At 72.0% G+C, this 15,211-nt stretch carries 15 protein-coding genes; 6 read left to right on the top strand and 9 right to left on the bottom strand.

The window, feature by feature from the left end:
* Nucleotides 1–150 precede the first annotated feature (150 nt).
* The 4 genes from M1105_RS00920 to M1105_RS00905 all read right to left on the bottom strand — a co-directional run bounded on the left by M1105_RS00920 (nt 151) and on the right by M1105_RS00905 (nt 3,706).
* Entirely contained in the window at nt 151–1,176 is a 1,026-nt protein-coding gene (locus M1105_RS00920; protein ID WP_249578465.1) for a Fe(3+) ABC transporter substrate-binding protein, read from the bottom strand.
* Nucleotides 1,177–1,293: 117 nt separating this feature from the next.
* Nucleotides 1,294–2,133 carry a nucleoside triphosphate pyrophosphohydrolase gene (gene mazG / locus M1105_RS00915; RefSeq protein ID WP_249578464.1) on the bottom strand — a complete coding sequence of 280 codons (840 nt, stop codon included), beginning with the start codon at nt 2,131–2,133 and terminating at the stop codon, nt 1,294–1,296.
* Complete coding sequence (locus M1105_RS00910; protein WP_249578463.1) at nt 2,130–3,011, bottom strand: DMT family transporter; 882 nt, start codon at nt 3,009–3,011, stop codon at nt 2,130–2,132. The genes mazG and M1105_RS00910 overlap by 4 nt, the downstream gene beginning before the upstream one ends.
* The gene (locus tag M1105_RS00905) at nt 3,008–3,706 is read right to left on the bottom strand and encodes a YdcF family protein (protein ID WP_249578462.1); all 699 of its coding nucleotides are present in this window, start codon (nt 3,704–3,706) and stop codon (nt 3,008–3,010) included. The genes M1105_RS00910 and M1105_RS00905 overlap by 4 nt, the downstream gene beginning before the upstream one ends.
* Before the next feature lie 212 nt (nt 3,707–3,918).
* On the opposite strand from M1105_RS00905, the gene M1105_RS00900 reads away from it, so the two are divergent.
* The gene (locus M1105_RS00900) at nt 3,919–4,326 is read left to right on the top strand and encodes a universal stress protein (protein ID WP_249578461.1); all 408 of its coding nucleotides are present in this window, start codon (nt 3,919–3,921) and stop codon (nt 4,324–4,326) included.
* A gap of 34 nt (nt 4,327–4,360) precedes the next feature.
* On the opposite strand, the gene M1105_RS00895 is transcribed toward M1105_RS00900, so the two are convergent.
* The 3 genes from M1105_RS00895 to M1105_RS00885 form a co-directional block, all read right to left on the bottom strand.
* Nucleotides 4,361–5,257, bottom strand: coding sequence for a dihydrodipicolinate synthase family protein (locus M1105_RS00895; RefSeq protein ID WP_249578460.1), 897 nt, complete (start codon nt 5,255–5,257; stop codon nt 4,361–4,363).
* Between the two features lie 49 nt (nt 5,258–5,306).
* Nucleotides 5,307–6,221: a polyprenyl synthetase family protein gene (locus M1105_RS00890; protein WP_249578459.1), complete on the bottom strand. Its 915-nt coding sequence runs from the start codon at nt 6,219–6,221 to the stop codon at nt 5,307–5,309.
* Nucleotides 6,222–6,308: 87 nt separating this feature from the next.
* The gene (locus tag M1105_RS00885; protein WP_249578458.1) at nt 6,309–7,088 is read right to left on the bottom strand and encodes an MlaA family lipoprotein; all 780 of its coding nucleotides are present in this window, start codon (nt 7,086–7,088) and stop codon (nt 6,309–6,311) included.
* A gap of 187 nt (nt 7,089–7,275) precedes the next feature.
* On the opposite strand from M1105_RS00885, the gene M1105_RS00880 reads away from it, so the two are divergent.
* The 4 genes from M1105_RS00880 (at nt 7,276) to hpnH (ending at nt 12,831) form a co-directional block, all read left to right on the top strand.
* Nucleotides 7,276–9,831, top strand: coding sequence for an MMPL family transporter (locus M1105_RS00880; protein ID WP_249578457.1), 2,556 nt, complete (start codon nt 7,276–7,278; stop codon nt 9,829–9,831).
* A gap of 68 nt (nt 9,832–9,899) precedes the next feature.
* Nucleotides 9,900–10,502, top strand: a complete 603-nt coding sequence (locus M1105_RS00875) for an MlaC/ttg2D family ABC transporter substrate-binding protein (protein ID WP_249578456.1) — start codon at nt 9,900–9,902, stop codon at nt 10,500–10,502.
* Between the two features lie 201 nt (nt 10,503–10,703).
* Nucleotides 10,704–11,681 carry a 4-hydroxy-3-methylbut-2-enyl diphosphate reductase gene (gene ispH, locus M1105_RS00870; protein WP_249578455.1) on the top strand — a complete coding sequence of 326 codons (978 nt, stop codon included), beginning with the start codon at nt 10,704–10,706 and terminating at the stop codon, nt 11,679–11,681.
* A 19-nt stretch (nt 11,682–11,700) separates the two neighbouring features.
* The gene (gene hpnH, locus M1105_RS00865; protein WP_249578454.1) at nt 11,701–12,831 is read left to right on the top strand and encodes an adenosyl-hopene transferase HpnH; all 1,131 of its coding nucleotides are present in this window, start codon (nt 11,701–11,703) and stop codon (nt 12,829–12,831) included.
* A 16-nt stretch (nt 12,832–12,847) separates the two neighbouring features.
* Here hpnH and M1105_RS00860 read toward each other — a convergent pair whose 3' ends face one another.
* Nucleotides 12,848–13,993, bottom strand: a complete 1,146-nt coding sequence (locus tag M1105_RS00860; protein ID WP_249578453.1) for a class I SAM-dependent methyltransferase — start codon at nt 13,991–13,993, stop codon at nt 12,848–12,850.
* Nucleotides 13,994–14,254: 261 nt separating this feature from the next.
* Between M1105_RS00860 and M1105_RS00855 the strand changes: the two genes are divergently transcribed.
* On the top strand, nt 14,255–14,539 hold the full coding sequence (locus tag M1105_RS00855; RefSeq protein ID WP_249578452.1) for a hypothetical protein: 285 nt from the start codon (nt 14,255–14,257) through the stop codon (nt 14,537–14,539).
* A gap of 18 nt (nt 14,540–14,557) precedes the next feature.
* Here M1105_RS00855 and M1105_RS00850 read toward each other — a convergent pair whose 3' ends face one another.
* Nucleotides 14,558–15,208 carry a phosphorylase family protein gene (locus tag M1105_RS00850; protein WP_249578451.1) on the bottom strand — a complete coding sequence of 217 codons (651 nt, stop codon included), beginning with the start codon at nt 15,206–15,208 and terminating at the stop codon, nt 14,558–14,560.
* Nucleotides 15,209–15,211: the final 3 nt, after the last annotated feature.

Below are 15,211 nucleotides of genomic sequence, written 5' to 3'. Positions count from 1 at the left end.
GCCGGCGGTTCTGCGTGGTCGGAGGCACTCTTACACCTCGCGGCGCGCGGCGCCTAGGGCAGGGGCGGCAGGGCAGGGCGCGCGGGCGACAAAATGCAGCGGGCGCCCCGAAGGACGCCCGCCAAGGCTGCCGGCACGTGGCCTGGCCCGTCAGGAGTTCGGGCCGAGGTCGAACTGCGTCTCCTCGACGATCCTCAGCGCCTCGCCGCGCAGGCTGCCGATCTTGGTCAGGCCGATCGTGTCGGGCGTGAAGCTGCCCCAGCTCTGCACCAGCTCCGAGGCGGGGACGCCCGCGCGCACCGGGTATTCGTGGTTGAGGCCGGCATAGAGCTCCTGCGCCGCGGGCGAGAGCAGGAAGTCGATCAGCTTCTCGGCCTCGGCCTTGTTCGGCGCCGAGCGGGTAAGCGCCGCGCCCGAAATGTTCACATGCGCGCCGCCGCCCTCGAAGGTCGGGAACACCACGCGCACCGACTCGGCCCAAGGCACCTGCTCGGGATCGGCCAGCATCTGGCCCATGTAGTAAGTGTTGCCGATGGCGATGTCGCACTCGCCAGCCCAGACCGCCTTGACCTGCGCACGGTCGTTGCCCTGCGGCTTGCGCGCGAGGTTGTCGCGCAGCCCCTCGACCCAGGTCTTTGCGGCCTCCTCGCCGTGATGGGCGATCACCGCCGAGATCAGCGCGAGATTGTAGGAATGGCTGCCCGGGCGGGTGCAGATGCGGCCCTTCCACTTCGGGTCGGCCAGGTCCTCGAAGGTCGTTACCTCGCCCTCGGCCACGCGCTCCTTGGAAACATAGGCCACGCGGGCGCGGGTCGTCAGGGCGAACCAGTGGCCCGCCTCGTCGCGCAGTTCGGCCGGGACGATGTCGCCCACGGTGGCGTTGCCATGCGGCTGGGTGAGGCCCGCGTCGGTCGCCGCCTTCACGTTCGAGACGTCGGCGGTCATGTAGAGGTCCGCCGGGCTGCGGTCGCCTTCGGCCTTCATCCGCTCGATCAGGCCCTTCTCGGCATAGAGCACGTTCACCTTGATGCCGCTCTCGGCGGTGAAGGCGTCGAAGATCGGCTGGATCAGCTCGGGCTGGCGCGTGGTGTAGACGTTCACCTCGGCGGCCAGCGCCGTGGCGGCACCGAACAGCGTTGCCAGCGCGGTTGCGGCGGCGGTCAGGGGTCGGAACATCGGGATCTCCCTCGTTGCGTGGCTGCAGCCCTGATAACCGACAAAAAGAGTCGGATCAATATCTGATCAAAACAGTCAGGTCATTTCTCAAGGACCTGCGGCGACCTGCCGCGAGGTTCAGCCGGCGGCCTTCTCGCGCGCCTTGGCGCCGTTCCAGTGGGCGTCCATCTCGGCCAGCGTCGCGTCCTGCGGCGTCCTGCCCTCGGCCCGCAGTCCAGCCTCGATGGCGCGGAAGCGGCGCTCGAACTTGGCGTTCGCGCGGCGCAGCGCGGCCTCGGGGTCCAGCTTCAGGTGCCGGGCCAGGTTGGCCATCACGAACATCAGGTCGCCGTATTCCTCCTCGATCAGGCCGGCGTCCCCGCCCGGCAGCTCGTCCACCAGCTCGCGCGTCTCCTCGGCGATCTTCGCCAGCACGTCCTCGGGGTCGGTCCAGTCGAAGCCGACCGCGGCGGCGCGCGTCGTCAGCTTCACCGCGCGCGTCAGCGCCGACAGCGTCGCGGGCACGCCGTCCAGCACGCTGTCGCGGGTCTCGCCCCTCGCCGCGCGCTCGGCGGCCTTCATCGCCTCCCAGTCCGCGCTTGCCCAATTCGCGCGGGCCGCGCCGGGCCCGGCGCCGAACACATGCGGATGGCGGCTTACCATCTTGTCGCTGATCGCGGCCACGACTGCGTCGAAGTCGAAGGCGCCCGCCTCCTCGGCCATGCGGGCGTGATAGACGACCTGAAGCAGCAGGTCGCCCAGCTCGTCGCGAAGTTGGCCCATGTCGCCCGCGGCGATGGCGTCGGCCACCTCGCAGGCCTCCTCGATGGTGTAGGGCGCGATGCTCGCGAAGGTCTGCTCGCGGTCCCAGGGGCAGCCGTCGGGCGCCCTCAGCCGCGCCATGATCTCCAAGAGCCGCTCGATCCCCGCCTCGCGGTCGAACACCAGCGCGTCCGACGCCGCCCGATCGCCTGTCATCGCCGCGCCCCCCGCAGATTGACCAGATTGCCGGCGAGGATCAGTGCCGCTCCCGCAAAGACGGCAAGCTCCAGCGCCTCGCCATAGATCAACGCCGCCGCCATAGCGATCACCGGCAGGCGCATGAACTCCATCGGCGCGACCACGGTGGCGGGGGCCGCGAACAGCGCCCGCGCCAGGCTGAAATGCGCGGTCAGCCCGCAGATGCCGACGAACAGGACCCAGGGGCTGAGGCCCCAGGACGGCAGCGCGATGCCGCCGGGCAGGGCGCAGGCGATGCCCATCAGCATCTGGCTCAGCGTCATCCAGAACAGGATGTTGAGCGTGCCTTCGCGGCGCGACAGGCGCTTGGTCCAGATGTTGGTGATGGCAAAGCCGATCGCCGCGGCCAGCGCCGCCGCGTGACCCGGCCCCAGCGGCGCCAGCCCCGGCCGCGTCACGATCAGCACCCCCGCGAAGCCCAGCGCCGCGGCGATCATCCCCGCCCGCGTCATCCGCTCGCCCAGCAGAAGCGGCGCGAGCAGGGCGATCCAGATCGGGCTCGTGAACTCGATGGCCACAAGCTGCGCCAGCGGGATGGTCGCGATGCCGAAGAACCAGAAGTTCTGCGCCGCGAAATGGATCACGTTGCGGGTCGCATGGGCGCCGGGCTGCGAGGTTCGCATTCCCGCCACCCCGTGCGTGGCCAGCAGCATCGCCGTGATGATCGGAAAGCCGATGGCCGAGCGGTAGGCCATGATCTCGAAGGTGTCGAGCTCGGCCGAAAGCTCGCGCCCCGCGATCGCCATCGCGCCGAACGACGCGATGGCGCCCAGCATCCAGCCCGCGGCGACCAGCGGCCGGGCAGGGGGCGCGGCGGCGGTGTCGCGCGGGCTCATCGGATCAGCCTCCCGCGAACGTCCTCGCCGACGCCCGCCAGCGCCAGCCCCTCCCAGGCCGCGACCTTGCCGAGGTTGAGCCACCAGGCCGCCGCCTCGCGCAGGTGATAGCTCAGCCGCACCCGGCTGAGCGGCCGGCCCCGCGTCCGCGCCAGCGCATAATCGGGCCAGGCGCCCATGAAATGGCGCCACAGCACCCGCGCCCGCGCCATGTGCACGGCGTCGGTCACCAGCAGCACCCGCCCCTCGGGCGCGCCGCCCAGCAGTTCGGCGGTGAAGCGCACGTTCTCGAAGGTCGAGGTCGCGCGCGGCTCGACCAGCAGGCGCGCGGGTTCGGGCAGGCCGCTCAACCGCGCGAGTACGGCGATGTTCGCCTCGGCGAGGGCGGGATAGGGCACCAGCGTCTCCGTCAGCACGACCAGCGCCTCGGGCATCAGCGCGGCGACCTCGAGCGCGCGCAGCATCCGGAAATCGGTGTCCGCCCGACAGGGGTTGTTGCCGAACTCGCCGCCGAACACCACGATCAGCGCGGCCTGCCGGGGCGGGTCGGCGGCAAGGGCGCGGTGCGCCTCGGCGGCGGCGAAGGTTCCGGCGACGCTCAACCCGCCCAGCGCTCCGACGGCAAGCACGAGGCGCCCAAGGGCCAGCAGCGCCCGGCGCGGCCGCGGTCTCGTCGGGGTGGCTTGGGTATTCATGGGCGGTCGGCACTCCGGGGCTCGGCGCGCGGCGGGCGGACGGGCCCGTCGCGGGCCCTCTTTAGCCGCTGCGCGCACGCCATGCCAGATCCAGGGGCGCGCGCGCCCGCGCCCCGACGCGGCTCGGCGGAATTCGCGCGGCATGATCTTGGTCAATGCGCGGGCCCCGGCGCCGGGCGAAGACAGGAACACCCAAGGAAGGAGGGCTCAGCATGTACAAGAACATTCTCGTCCCCGTCGCGCTCGACCACGCCGAGAAGGGCCGCTCGGCGCTTGCCGTCGCGCAGCAGCTTCTGGACCGCGACGGCCAGATCACGCTGCTGCATGTGATGGAGGAGATCCCCGGATTCGCCGTGAGCCACCTGCCCGAGGGCACGCTGCGCCGCAACGAGGACGCGGCCATCAACGCCATCCGGGAACTCGCAGGCGGGGCCGGCAATGTCGAGGGCAAGGTGGTCTGGGGGCATTCGGGTCGGACGATCCTCGACTATGCCGAGGATCACAAGGTCGACTGCATCGTGATCGCCTCGCACAAGCCGGGGCTCGAGGATTACTTCCTCGGCTCGACCGCGGCGCGGGTGGTGCGTCACGCGCCCTGCTGCGTCCACGTCCTGCGCTGAGCCGCGCCCCCGTGGGCGCAGTTCCGGCGGGGTCTCAGGCCGGCAGTGCGCCGCAGCCCTCCAGCGCGCGCCGCACCTCGGCCCGGCCCGCGGCATCGAGCGCCGGTTGCGGGGGCAGGGGGTCGCCGACCTCGAACCCCTGCAACCGCAGCCCCGCCTTGACCGCGCCCGCGAGGTTGTAGCGCGCGAACACCTCGTTCACCGCCCAAAGCCGGCGCTGCAGGGCCATCGCCGCGTCCCAGCGCCCGGCTCGGCACAGCTCGTAGAGCTCGACCGACTGGCGCGGCACGAGGCAGGACGGCCCGGCCATCCAGCCCAGGCCCCCGATCAGCATCACCGCGGCCGTGATGTGCGACGACGCCGCGAAGATGCCCAGCCGCCCCTCGGTGCGCTGCATGATGGTGAGCAGCCGCCCCGTGTTGGTCGAGGCATCCTTGAGGTAGCGGATGTTCGGCACCTGCGAGAGGCGCTCGATCACCGAAAGGCTCAGGTCCTGCCGCTGGAAGTTCGGATTGGTGTAGATGACCACGGGCAGCCCCGCAGCCTCGGCGATGGCGGTGAAATAGGCGACGACCCCGTCCTCGGGGATCGGGAAATACGCCTCCAGCGTCGCCATGACGCCGGCGACGCCCATCTCGCGGTAGTGCTCCGCCTGCGCGACCGCCGCCGCGGTGGTGGTGGCGGCGACGCCTGCGATCACGGGCACGCGGCCGCGCGCGGCCTCGACCACGGTCTGCACGACATCGGCGCGGCGGCGCGCGTCGAGATAGGCGAACTCTCCGGTCGAGCCGAGCGGCGTGAGCCCGTGCACGTCCGCGCCGATCAGGTGCTCGACCAGTGCCGCCAGCACCGCGCGGTCGATCTCGCCCGCCCCGTCGACCGGCGAGACGAGGTAGGGGATCACCCCGGCAAATCCCTGCTGCGCGGTCATCGCCGTCCCTTTCCGCCCGCGGGCCGCCGCCGGACGGCCCCGCCATGCATCACGAGCGCCGCTCGACCACGAAGCGCGCGGCCTCCACCAGGTGCGCCGCCCGCGCGCCGAAGGGGGCAAGCTCGGCCGCGGCCTGGGCCACGAGCTCGTCCGCCCGTGCCCGCGCGCCCTCGATGCCCAGGATGTCGACGAAGGTCGCCTTGCCCGCGCCCGCGTCCTTGCCGACCGCCTTGCCCACTTCCTCGACCGTGCCGGTGACGTCGAGCAGGTCGTCGGCGATCTGGAACGCCTCGCCCAGCGCGCGGGCATAGGCGCGGATACGGCCGATTTGGGCCGAATCGGCGCCGCCGACGATGGCGCCGGCCTCGGCCGAGACCTCGATCAGCGCGCCGGTCTTCATCGCCTGCAGCTTGCGCACCATGTCGGGCCCCATCGGATCGGTGGCGGTCTCGGCCGCGAGGTCGATCGCCTGCCCGCCGACCATGCCCGCATGGCCGCTGGCCTGCGCCAGCCGCAGGCACAGCCGCGCCCGCACCGCGCCGTCTGGGTGGGTGGCAGGGTCGGCCAGGATCTCGAAGGCCATGGTCTGCAGGGCGTCGCCCGCCAGCACCGCCGTTGCCTCGTCCCAGACCTTGTGCACCGTGGGCTTGCCGCGCCGCAGGTCGTCGTCGTCCATGCAGGGCATGTCATCATGCACCAGGCTGTAGGCGTGCAGGCACTCCATCGCCGCGCCCACCCGCGCCCCGCGCGGCGCGGGGGCGTCGAAGAGGCGCGCCGCCTCCATCGCCAAGTAGGCGCGCAGCCGCTTGCCGCCGCCCATCACCGCGTAGCGCATCGCGGCAATCAGTTCGGCCTCGCCGGGTGCTGCGTCGGTCGCCGCAGGCAGACAGGCATCGAGCGCGCGCTCGGCTTCCGCCGCGGCCTCGCTGAGCGATTCGGCGAAGGAGGCATCGGTCATCTGCATCGTCGTCCTCGTCGGAATGGATCGGCCTGCGCCGTGACGCGACGCCGGGCCGTGCGGCACTGGAGAAGGGCGCGGCGGCTGCCGGGCTCAGTTGGTCGCCGGCGCTGCCTCCTCGGCCTCTTCGTCGAAGATGTCGGGCAGCGCCTCGGTCGCGTCCTCGCCCGCGATCTGTGCCGCGCGCCGCTGGAGATAGACCGAGCGCAGCGTCACATAGCTGTCCGCGCTCTCGTAGAGCAGCTCGTCGATCAGGTCCGCGTTGCGGTTGCGCGTGTCGACCCGCTCGACCACGTTCAGCGGGATCGAGAGCACGTTCACCGTGTCCGAGCCGGTGATGCCGAAATAGGTCTGCGGGCTGAAGGCGAGGTCGACAACGAAGCCCGCGAGGTCGCGCGGCGTGCTCGGCCCGATCAGCGGGATGACGAGATAGGCCCCCTGTCCCGCGCCCCAGCGCCCCAGCGTAATGCCGAAGTCGGTCTGCTCGCGCGGCAGTCCGAACTCGGTGGCAGGGTCCAGCAGGCCGCCCATGCCCAGCACCGTGTTGAGCGTCAGGCGTCCCAGCGTCCGCAGCCCGGCCATCGCCTCGCCCTGCAGGAAGTGGTTCGCCATGTCCACGGGCAGGTCGAGATGCGACAGCCCGTTGCCGATCATGTGCTGGAAGGTGGCGGGCGTAACAAAGTCATAGCCCTGCGCGACGGGGCGCAGCACCGCCCGGTCGATTCCCACATTGATGTCGTGGAACACCCGGTTGGTGTCCTCGTAGGGGTCCTGCGCTGCGAAACCCGCCTCGGGGCCAGCCGAGGCGCAGGCGGCGAGCGCCGTCAGAGCGAGACCCGAAATCATCTTGACAGAAAACAGAACGAACTTCATCGGGCCTTCCTTGTCAGCGGCTTGCAGCCGATGCTTCAACCTGTTTACAAACTGCCGGAAATCGTGCGCGACGGCAAGCCAGCCCTACACGGCGGGCGGAGGCGTGGCTAAGCTAGCCTGCGCCCGGAACCATCTCAAGCGCCGCGGCCCGGGGGCGCGGATCAAAACAGCGACAAGGGGGCACGCGGTGCAGAACGGACACGGCCCGAATCTCGAGGCGGCGGCCGGGCGCGCGGTCGCGGCGTGGATGCGCCTTGTGGCGCGCGCGCCGGGCCGGGCGCTCGCGGGACTCGCGATTCTGCTCGCGCTTTCGCTCGTGGCGGCATCCGGGCTGAGGGTGGACACCGATTCGAGCCGGATGCTGGCGGCCGAACTGCCCTTTCAGGCCCGGGCGCAGGCGCTGGCCGAGGCGTTCCCGGCGACCCGGAACACCATCGTCGTGGTCGTGCGCTCGGACCACGCCGACGCGGCCGAGGCCGCGACCGCCGCGCTCGCAGGCGCCCTCGCGCGCCGCACCGACGTGATCGAGCGGGTGTTCGCGCCCTCGGCCGACCCATTCCTCGTCTCGCACGGCCTGCTCTACGACGACCTCGCGACGCTCGACGCGCGGCTCACCCGGCTGTCGCAGGCGTCGAACCTGATCGCGGCCCTGCGCGCCGACCCCAGCGTGGATGGCTTCTTCGCCGCGCTGGGCGAGGCGGTGACGCTGGCCTCGCGCGCGGCCATCGACCCGGGCGCGCTCGGCCCCTTCCTCGCCGAGGCCGCGGCGGTGCTGGACGCCGAGCGAAGTGGGCGCGTGCGTCCGCTCGACTGGCAGTCGGCCTTCTCCGACCGCTCGCGCGACGCGCCGCTCACGCGCCTCGTGACGGCCGAGCCGCGCTTCGACTACACGCGGCTCAGCCCGGCCAAGCCCGCGATCGAGGCGGTGCGCGCCGAGGTCGCGGCCCTCGATCCCGCGCTGCGGGCGCTGGTCCAGATCGGCATCACCGGCGACCCGGTGCTGCGCGCCGAGGAGCTGGAGAGCGTGACCGCCCGGCTCGGCGCCTCGTTCGCGCTGTCGATCCTGCTGGTGGCCGGGGTTCTGTTCCTCGCGGTCGGGCGGGTCTGGCGCGTCGGGCTCGCGCTCGGCTCGGTGGTCGTGACGCTGGTGCTGACCGCTGGGTTCGCGGCGCTGGCGGTGGGCGCGCTCAACCTGATCTCGATCGCCTTCGTCGTGCTGATGGTCGGGCTCGGCATCGACTTCGCGATCCACCTGATGACCCATCTCGACGAGGACGCCTCGCATGGCCTGTCGGCCGCGGGCGCGCTCGACCATTCGGGGCGCGAGATCGGGGGGGCGCTGGCGCTGTCGGCGCTGACGACCGCCGTGGCCTTCCTCGCGTTCATGGGCACCGATTTCGTCGGCATGGGTCAGCTTGGGCTGATCGGCGGGGCCGGGGTGATGATCGCGCTGTTCTCGGCGCTGACGGTGGTGCCGGCGGCGGTGGCGCTGCGGCCCAGCCTTGCGCGCGGCCGTGGCCGGCTGCCCCTGCCGGTTCTGCCGCGCCGCGCGGCCGGGCTCATGACGGTCGCGGCGCTCGGGCTCGGGCTGGGGTCGCTGGCGCTCGCGCCGGGCGCGCGCTTCGATGCCGATCCGATGAGCTTGCGCGACCCCGCGGCGCCATCGGTCGCCGTCTATCACTGGCTGACCGGCGACCCGGCACTCGCGCCGCTCAGGCTCGGCCTGCTCGCCGGCGACGAGGCCGCGGCGGGTGCGGCGGCCGAGGCGCTCGAGGCGCTGCCCGAGGTCCGCTCGGCAGTCTGGCTGGGCGATCTGGTGCCGCACGCGCAGGCCGAGAAGCTCGAGCTCGTCGACCTCGCCTGGCCCTCGCTGCAATTCGCGGTCGAGGGCGAGGCGATCGCGCTGGCGGCTCCCGCGCCCGGCGCGCTCTCGGCCCGGCTCGCCGCACTCGGCACCCCCGAGGGCAGGGCGCTCGCCGTCGCGCTCGACGCCTGGCGGGCGCGGGCCACCCCGGCGCGCGAGGCGGCGCTGGGCGAGGCGCTGTTCCGATTCTTCCCGGCGCTGACCGCACGCCTCGCGGCACAGCTCGAGATCGGCGAGTTCACCGCCGCCGATCTGCCCGCCGCGCTGGTCGCGCGCTTCCGCGCGCCGGACGGGCGCCTGCGCGTCGAGATCGCGCCCGAAGGCGACATGACCGACCCCGCCGCGCGCGCGGCCTTCGTCGCCGCGGTGGCCGCGGTCGCCCCCGAGGCCGGCGGGCCGCCCGCGCAGATCGAGGGCGCGTCGAGCGCGGTGGCGGCGGCGATGGCGCAGGCGGCCGCATTGGCGCTGGGCGGCACGCTGCTGCTCGCGGCCGCGATGCTGCGCCGCGCGCGGCTGGTGGCGGCGATTGTGCTGCCGCTCGCCCTCGCCGGAGCGATCACTATGGCGGCGAGCGCGGCGCTCGATATCCCGTTCAACTATGCCAACGTCATCGTGCTGCCGCTGATGATCGGGGTGGGCGTCGATGCCGGCATCCACCTGGCGCTGCGGACCGAGAACGTGGGCGCGGTTTCCAGCACCTCGACGCCGCGCGCGGTGCTGGCGAGCGCGCTGACCACCATCGCGGCCTTCGGCACGCTCGCGCTGTCGGACCATCGCGGCACGGCGAGCATGGGGCTGATGCTCAGCATCGCGATGACGGCGTCGATCGCGATGATCTTCGCGCTCACGCCCTGGCTGGTGCGGCTGGGCCGCCGCTGAAGCCCCTCGCACCGGAGCGCCGGGCGCCTTACGTTGAACGGCAAGAGCCCATTGCCGGAGAGACGCCGATGCCCCTTGCCCGCCCGCTGCTTGCCGCCCTTGCCGCCCTCTGCCTTGCCGTCGCCGCCGTGGCGACCGCGCGCGCCGATGCAGATGCCGACGCCTCGCGCGCCGTGGCCGAGCGGCTGGTCGAGGGCGCCCATGGCGCGCTCGCCGACACCGCGCGCCCCGAGGCCGAGCGCCTCGCCGCCCTGCGCCAGACGATCGACGCCGCATTTGCCTTCGACGTGTGGGAGAAGTTCCTCTTGGGCGAGCGCGCCACGGCCCTGTCCGAGGCCCAGACGGCAGAGTTCCGCGCCTTGCTTCCGGGCTTCCTCGCCGATCTCTACCGCAAGCAGTTCGGCAAGGGGCTGGAGGCAAAGCCCGAGATCCTCGAGGTCCGCCCGGCCCGGCGCGACATGCTGGTGCGCGCCGCGATCCCGCGCGCCAATGGCGGCACGCTGCCGGTCGACTGGCGGGTGCGCGACTTCGGCGAGCGCGGCCATCTTGTGATCGACGTGATGGTCGGCGGCGCCTCGTTCCTCATCCTCAAGCGCGACGAGTTTGCGGCGATCCTGGACAAGAGCGGGCCCGACGGGCTTCTCGCCCACATGCGCGCGAACTCGGTGTGAGGGGCGCGCCGACAAGGCGCGACGGCCGCCGGTCGTCGCATTTGCGCGACCGGACTGTCACAACTTGCTGAGAAACGCGCTGCGATGCGGCATGGCCCGTCGAAGGGGGTTGCTTTCGGCAACCGCCATCCCGATCCTTCCGGGACGCACAGGCGAAAGGCCACATCGCGGCCGATAACCGTCGAAGAACGGAGACGAGGCATGGAGGGTGTCGAGGGGCGGTCACCGCTTCGGGTCGTGCTTGCAAATCCGCGCGGGTTTTGCGCAGGCGTCGAGCGGGCGATCGAGACCGTCGAGCGCGCCCTCGCGCTCTATGGCGCACCTGTCTATGTCCGGCACGAGATCGTCCACAACGCGCGCGTCTGCGACGATCTCCGCGCCAAGGGGGCGGTCTTCGTCGAGGAACTCGACCAGGTGCCCGCGGGCGCGCTGACGATCTTCAGCGCCCATGGCGTGGCACGCCGGGTCGAGGACGAGGCCGCCTCGCGCGGGCTCGAGGTGATCGACGCGACCTGCCCGCTGGTCGCCAAGGTCCATGCCGAGGGGCGCCGCTATGCCGAGGCGGGCTTCCGCGTCGTGCTGATCGGCCATGCCGGCCACCCCGAGGTGGTGGGCACGCTGGGCCAGATCCCGGCCGAGGTGCATGTCGTGGCCGACGTGGCCGGCGTGGCCGGACTGCCCTTCGGGCCGGCCGAGCGCGTGGCCTATGTGACGCAGACGACGCTCTCGGTGATCGACACCCGGGGCATCGTCGCCGCGATCCTCGCGCGCTGGCCGCAGGCGCAGGGGCAGGACACGCGCGACATCTGCTACGCCACGCAGAACCGCCAGCAGGCGGTGATCGACATCTGCGGCCGGGTCGACCTGGTGCTGGTCGTCGGCGCGCCGAACTCGTCGAACTCGAACCGGCTGGTCGAGATCGCGCGGGCGCAGGGCGTGCCGGCGCATCTGGTGCCCTCGCCGGACGCGCTCGATCCCGCCTGGCTCGACGGCGTGGCGGCGGTGGGTGTCAGCGCCGGCGCCTCGGCGCCCGAGGTGCTCGTGCAGGAGACCCTTGGACGTCTTGCGGCATGGCGCCATCTTGTGATTGAAGCGGCGGGCGGCACGCGCGAGGACGTGGTCTTTCGCCTGCCGCGCGAACTCGACGCGGCACGCCCGCGCATGACCGCCGCCGGCTGAGGCAGACGAGGAGAGAGACGTGTCCATCCCCCTTCGCCAGCAGGCGCGCGTCGCAGGCTACATCCTGGGCCAGAAGCTCAGGGGCAACCGGCGCTATCCGCTGGTGCTGATGCTCGAGCCGCTGTTCCGCTGCAACCTGGCCTGTTCGGGCTGCGGCAAGATCGACTATCCCGACCTGATCCTGAACCGCCGCCTCAGCCCCGAGGAATGCTGGCAGGCGGCCGAGGAATGCGGCGCGCCGATGGTCGCGATCCCGGGCGGCGAGCCGCTGATCCACCGAGAGATCGAACAGATCGTGAAGGGCTTGGTCGAGCGGAGGTTCTATGTCTCGCTCTGCACGAACGCGCTGCTGCTCGAGAAGAAGCTGCACCTGTTCGAGCCCAGCCCTTACCTGTTCTTCTCGGTCCATCTCGACGGGCTCAAGGAGCATCACGACAAGGCCGTCGACCAAAGGGGCGTGTTCGAGAAGGCCGTGAAGGCCATCAAGGCGGCGCAGGACAAGGGCTTCCGCGTCAACGTCAACGCCACGATCTTCGAGGGCTATCCGGCCGAGGAACTGGCCGACTACCTCGACTACTGCACCAAGATGGGTGTCGGCATCTCGATCAGCCCAGGCTTCGCCTACGAGCGCGCGCCCGACCAGGCGCATTTCCTGAACCGCCGGCGCACGAAGGAGTTCTTCCGCGACGTGTGGCGCATCGGCAAGACGCGCGGCTCGAAGTGGAACCTCAGCCACTCGCCGATCTTCCTCGACTTCCTGCTTGGCAACCAGGAGATGCTGTGCACCCCCTGGGGGATGCCGACGCGCAACGTGTTCGGCTGGCAGAAGCCCTGCTACCTGCTGGGCGAGGGCTATGCGAAGACCTATGCCGAACTTATGGAAACCACCGAGTGGGAGAAGTACGGCACTGGCAATTACGAGAAATGCGCCGACTGCATGGCGCATTGCGGCTACGAGCCGACGGCGGCGAACGTAGCCTTCTCGAACCCGCTGAAGATGCTGAAGCTCGCCTTCACCGGGCTCAGGACCGAAGGCGGCTTCGCGCCCGAGATCGACCTCTCGAAGGCCCGCCCGGCCGAGGAGCACCACGAGCGCATCGTGTCCGAGGAGATGGCGAAGCTGCGCGGCGACAAGATCGCGGCGGAATGAGCGCGCCCGCGCGCGCTCATTCGTCCGCGTCGGTTCCCTGTGCAGGGCGCCCGGCCTGAAGGCTCTGCCGGCGCGATTCGAGCAACGATTTCGGCCCGCTCACCATGCTCAGCCAGTCGAGCCCGCCGACATAGCTGCCGACCCGCGTCTCGGACGAGATGACGGGCTCGAGCCCGGCGGCGCGGAACATCTGCTCCCAGGCCTCGCGGCTGAAGCTCCACAGATGCGAGCGGTCGGGCGCGCGGTCGTCGGGGCGTTCGAGCTTCTGCGCGAGCGGCGAGCCCGCGACCACGAAGCTGGGCCCGAAGGCCGCCACCCGGCGCAACAGCGCCAGCGGGTCCTCGAGATGCTCGAGGAACTCGAACATCGAGACGATGTGGAAGCGCTCGCCCGCCGCGGCCTTGGCGGCCAGCAGGTCGAAGGCGTCGGCGACCTCGAACCGCCGGCCCCGCGCAGCCCGCACCCGCGCGTCTGAAATCCGCGAGGTCTGGAGATCGGCGCCTGTGATGCTCCAGCCCCGCGCCCCGTAGCGCGTGGGGTCGGTCGCGTTCGCGATCTGGCCGGTTCCGCAGGCGATGTCGAGCCAGGCCACCTCGTCCGGCGCCTCCAGCGCCTCGACATAGCCGAACACCAGCTCGACCAGCCGCGTGGCAAGGCCCTTGCGCAGCGAATGGTTCAGGTTCGCGCCGATCCGCTCGGGCCGGCAGACTGGGCGGCGCGCGTCGGGCACTTCGCCCGCGTGCGCGGCGCGGGCTGCGGCGCGGGGCCGGGCATCGCGGTCCTGCTCGCGGTAGAAGCGGTCGTAGTCCTCGGCGGCATGGCGGACGTGAGGCTTGATTGCGACCGGGTCGATCGTCCCCGACACGATCGCGGCGATGGTCTCGTTCCCCTCGCGGCGCCAGTGGCCGAGCGAGGCGATCCGTGCCTCGATGACGCCGCGCGCGGCCTGCGGGCCGCGGGCGGCGCCCGCCCAGCGCCGTGCTGCACCGACGAGGCCGCCGCCGGACGCCTCGGCGGCACTCTCCAGCGCGTCCCGCAGCGCCGACCACGCGAAGGGATCGCTGTCACGGAGCCGCGCCGCAAGCGTGCCCAGCTCCCGCGAGCGACCTTTGCGCGCGGCGGACAAGATCGCCGACAGTGCGGCCGATTCAGATTCCGCCATCCTTGCCTCACCCCTCTGGCCTGCGCGCCCGGCGGGGCAGATCCCGTCGGGCCGCCGACCTTTGCAAAGCGCCGCCGCCGGAGCAAGTGGCGCGGCGCTCGCGGATTTCCTGCCGGCACGGCCTCGTAAAGCGCTCCCGGGGGGTTGCGCCGGGCCGTGATCGCTGAGACGCTGAGGGCGTCGTCACAGTTCATACCTCAGATGGGCAGCCCTTTGACCCGACGGCCGGGCCGGCCCGAACCAGAACGCGACGAGACTGCCATGAAACTGACGGACGAGCAGATCGCGGCCACCCGCGAGGCCATTGGTGCATCCCCCGTGGACCCGCAGCACCCCGCGGTCGCGCAGCTTGAGCAGGCCTTCGGCGAGCACACCTTCTACGTGGACCAGAACGGGCTTCTGGTGTTCGTCGATCCGGTCGAGATGGATCAGGAGCCGGGCGATCCCCGCCTCGTGCTGATCGCCGCCTGGACGGACGACGACCGCCGCCAGCTGGGCGCGGTCAACCCGGTCGACACCGGGGTGACGCTGCCGCGCGCGCCATGACGCGGCGGGCGCCGTGGCTCACGGCTCGCCCGCCAGCCCCGGCAGCCGCCGCGCCACCGCCGCCAGCGCCGCCAGCGCCGCGTCGGTGTCGCCCTTGAGCCGTATGAGCGCGGGCAGCGCCCAGGGCTCGGCCAGCAGGCCCAGCAGAACGCGCGCAAGCCGAGGCCGACCATCCGCGCCCAGCGCGTGGGCGGCCAGCCGGGGCAGGGCGCGAGCCGCGGGGTCGCCCACCGCGCGCAGCGCCATCACGGGGACGCCCGCCGCCTCGCCCGCCCGGGCAATGCGGTGGCTTTCCATGTCAACCGCGTCGGCGCCGCTCGCCGCATGCAGCGCCGCCTTGTCGCGCGCGGTCATCGCCGGACGGTCCAGACCTACCAGCCGCGCGCGCCGCACGCCTGGCAGCGGCGGCACCGCCAGCGCGTGGCGGGTGCCGTTCTCCTCGACCACCTCGGTGCCCAGAATCAGCGTGCCCGGCGCGAGGCGCGGATGCAGCCCGCCCGCGACCCCCCAACTCACCAGCAACCGGCAGCCCATGCGAGCGAGCCGGACCGCCTCGCGCTCGGCCTGATCGGGGCGCGCGCCCGACACGCCGGTGGCGAGGCAGCCATCGGCGCGCAACCCGCCCAGCGCGGCAAGCTCGCTCTCCATGCCGGCGATGATGCCGAGCACGGG

Source organism: Thermohalobaculum sediminis (genome assembly GCF_023487995.1).
Classification (GTDB): Bacteria; Pseudomonadota; Alphaproteobacteria; order Rhodobacterales; family Rhodobacteraceae; genus Thermohalobaculum; species Thermohalobaculum sediminis.
This window is presented reverse-complemented; position numbering and strand designations above follow the sequence as displayed.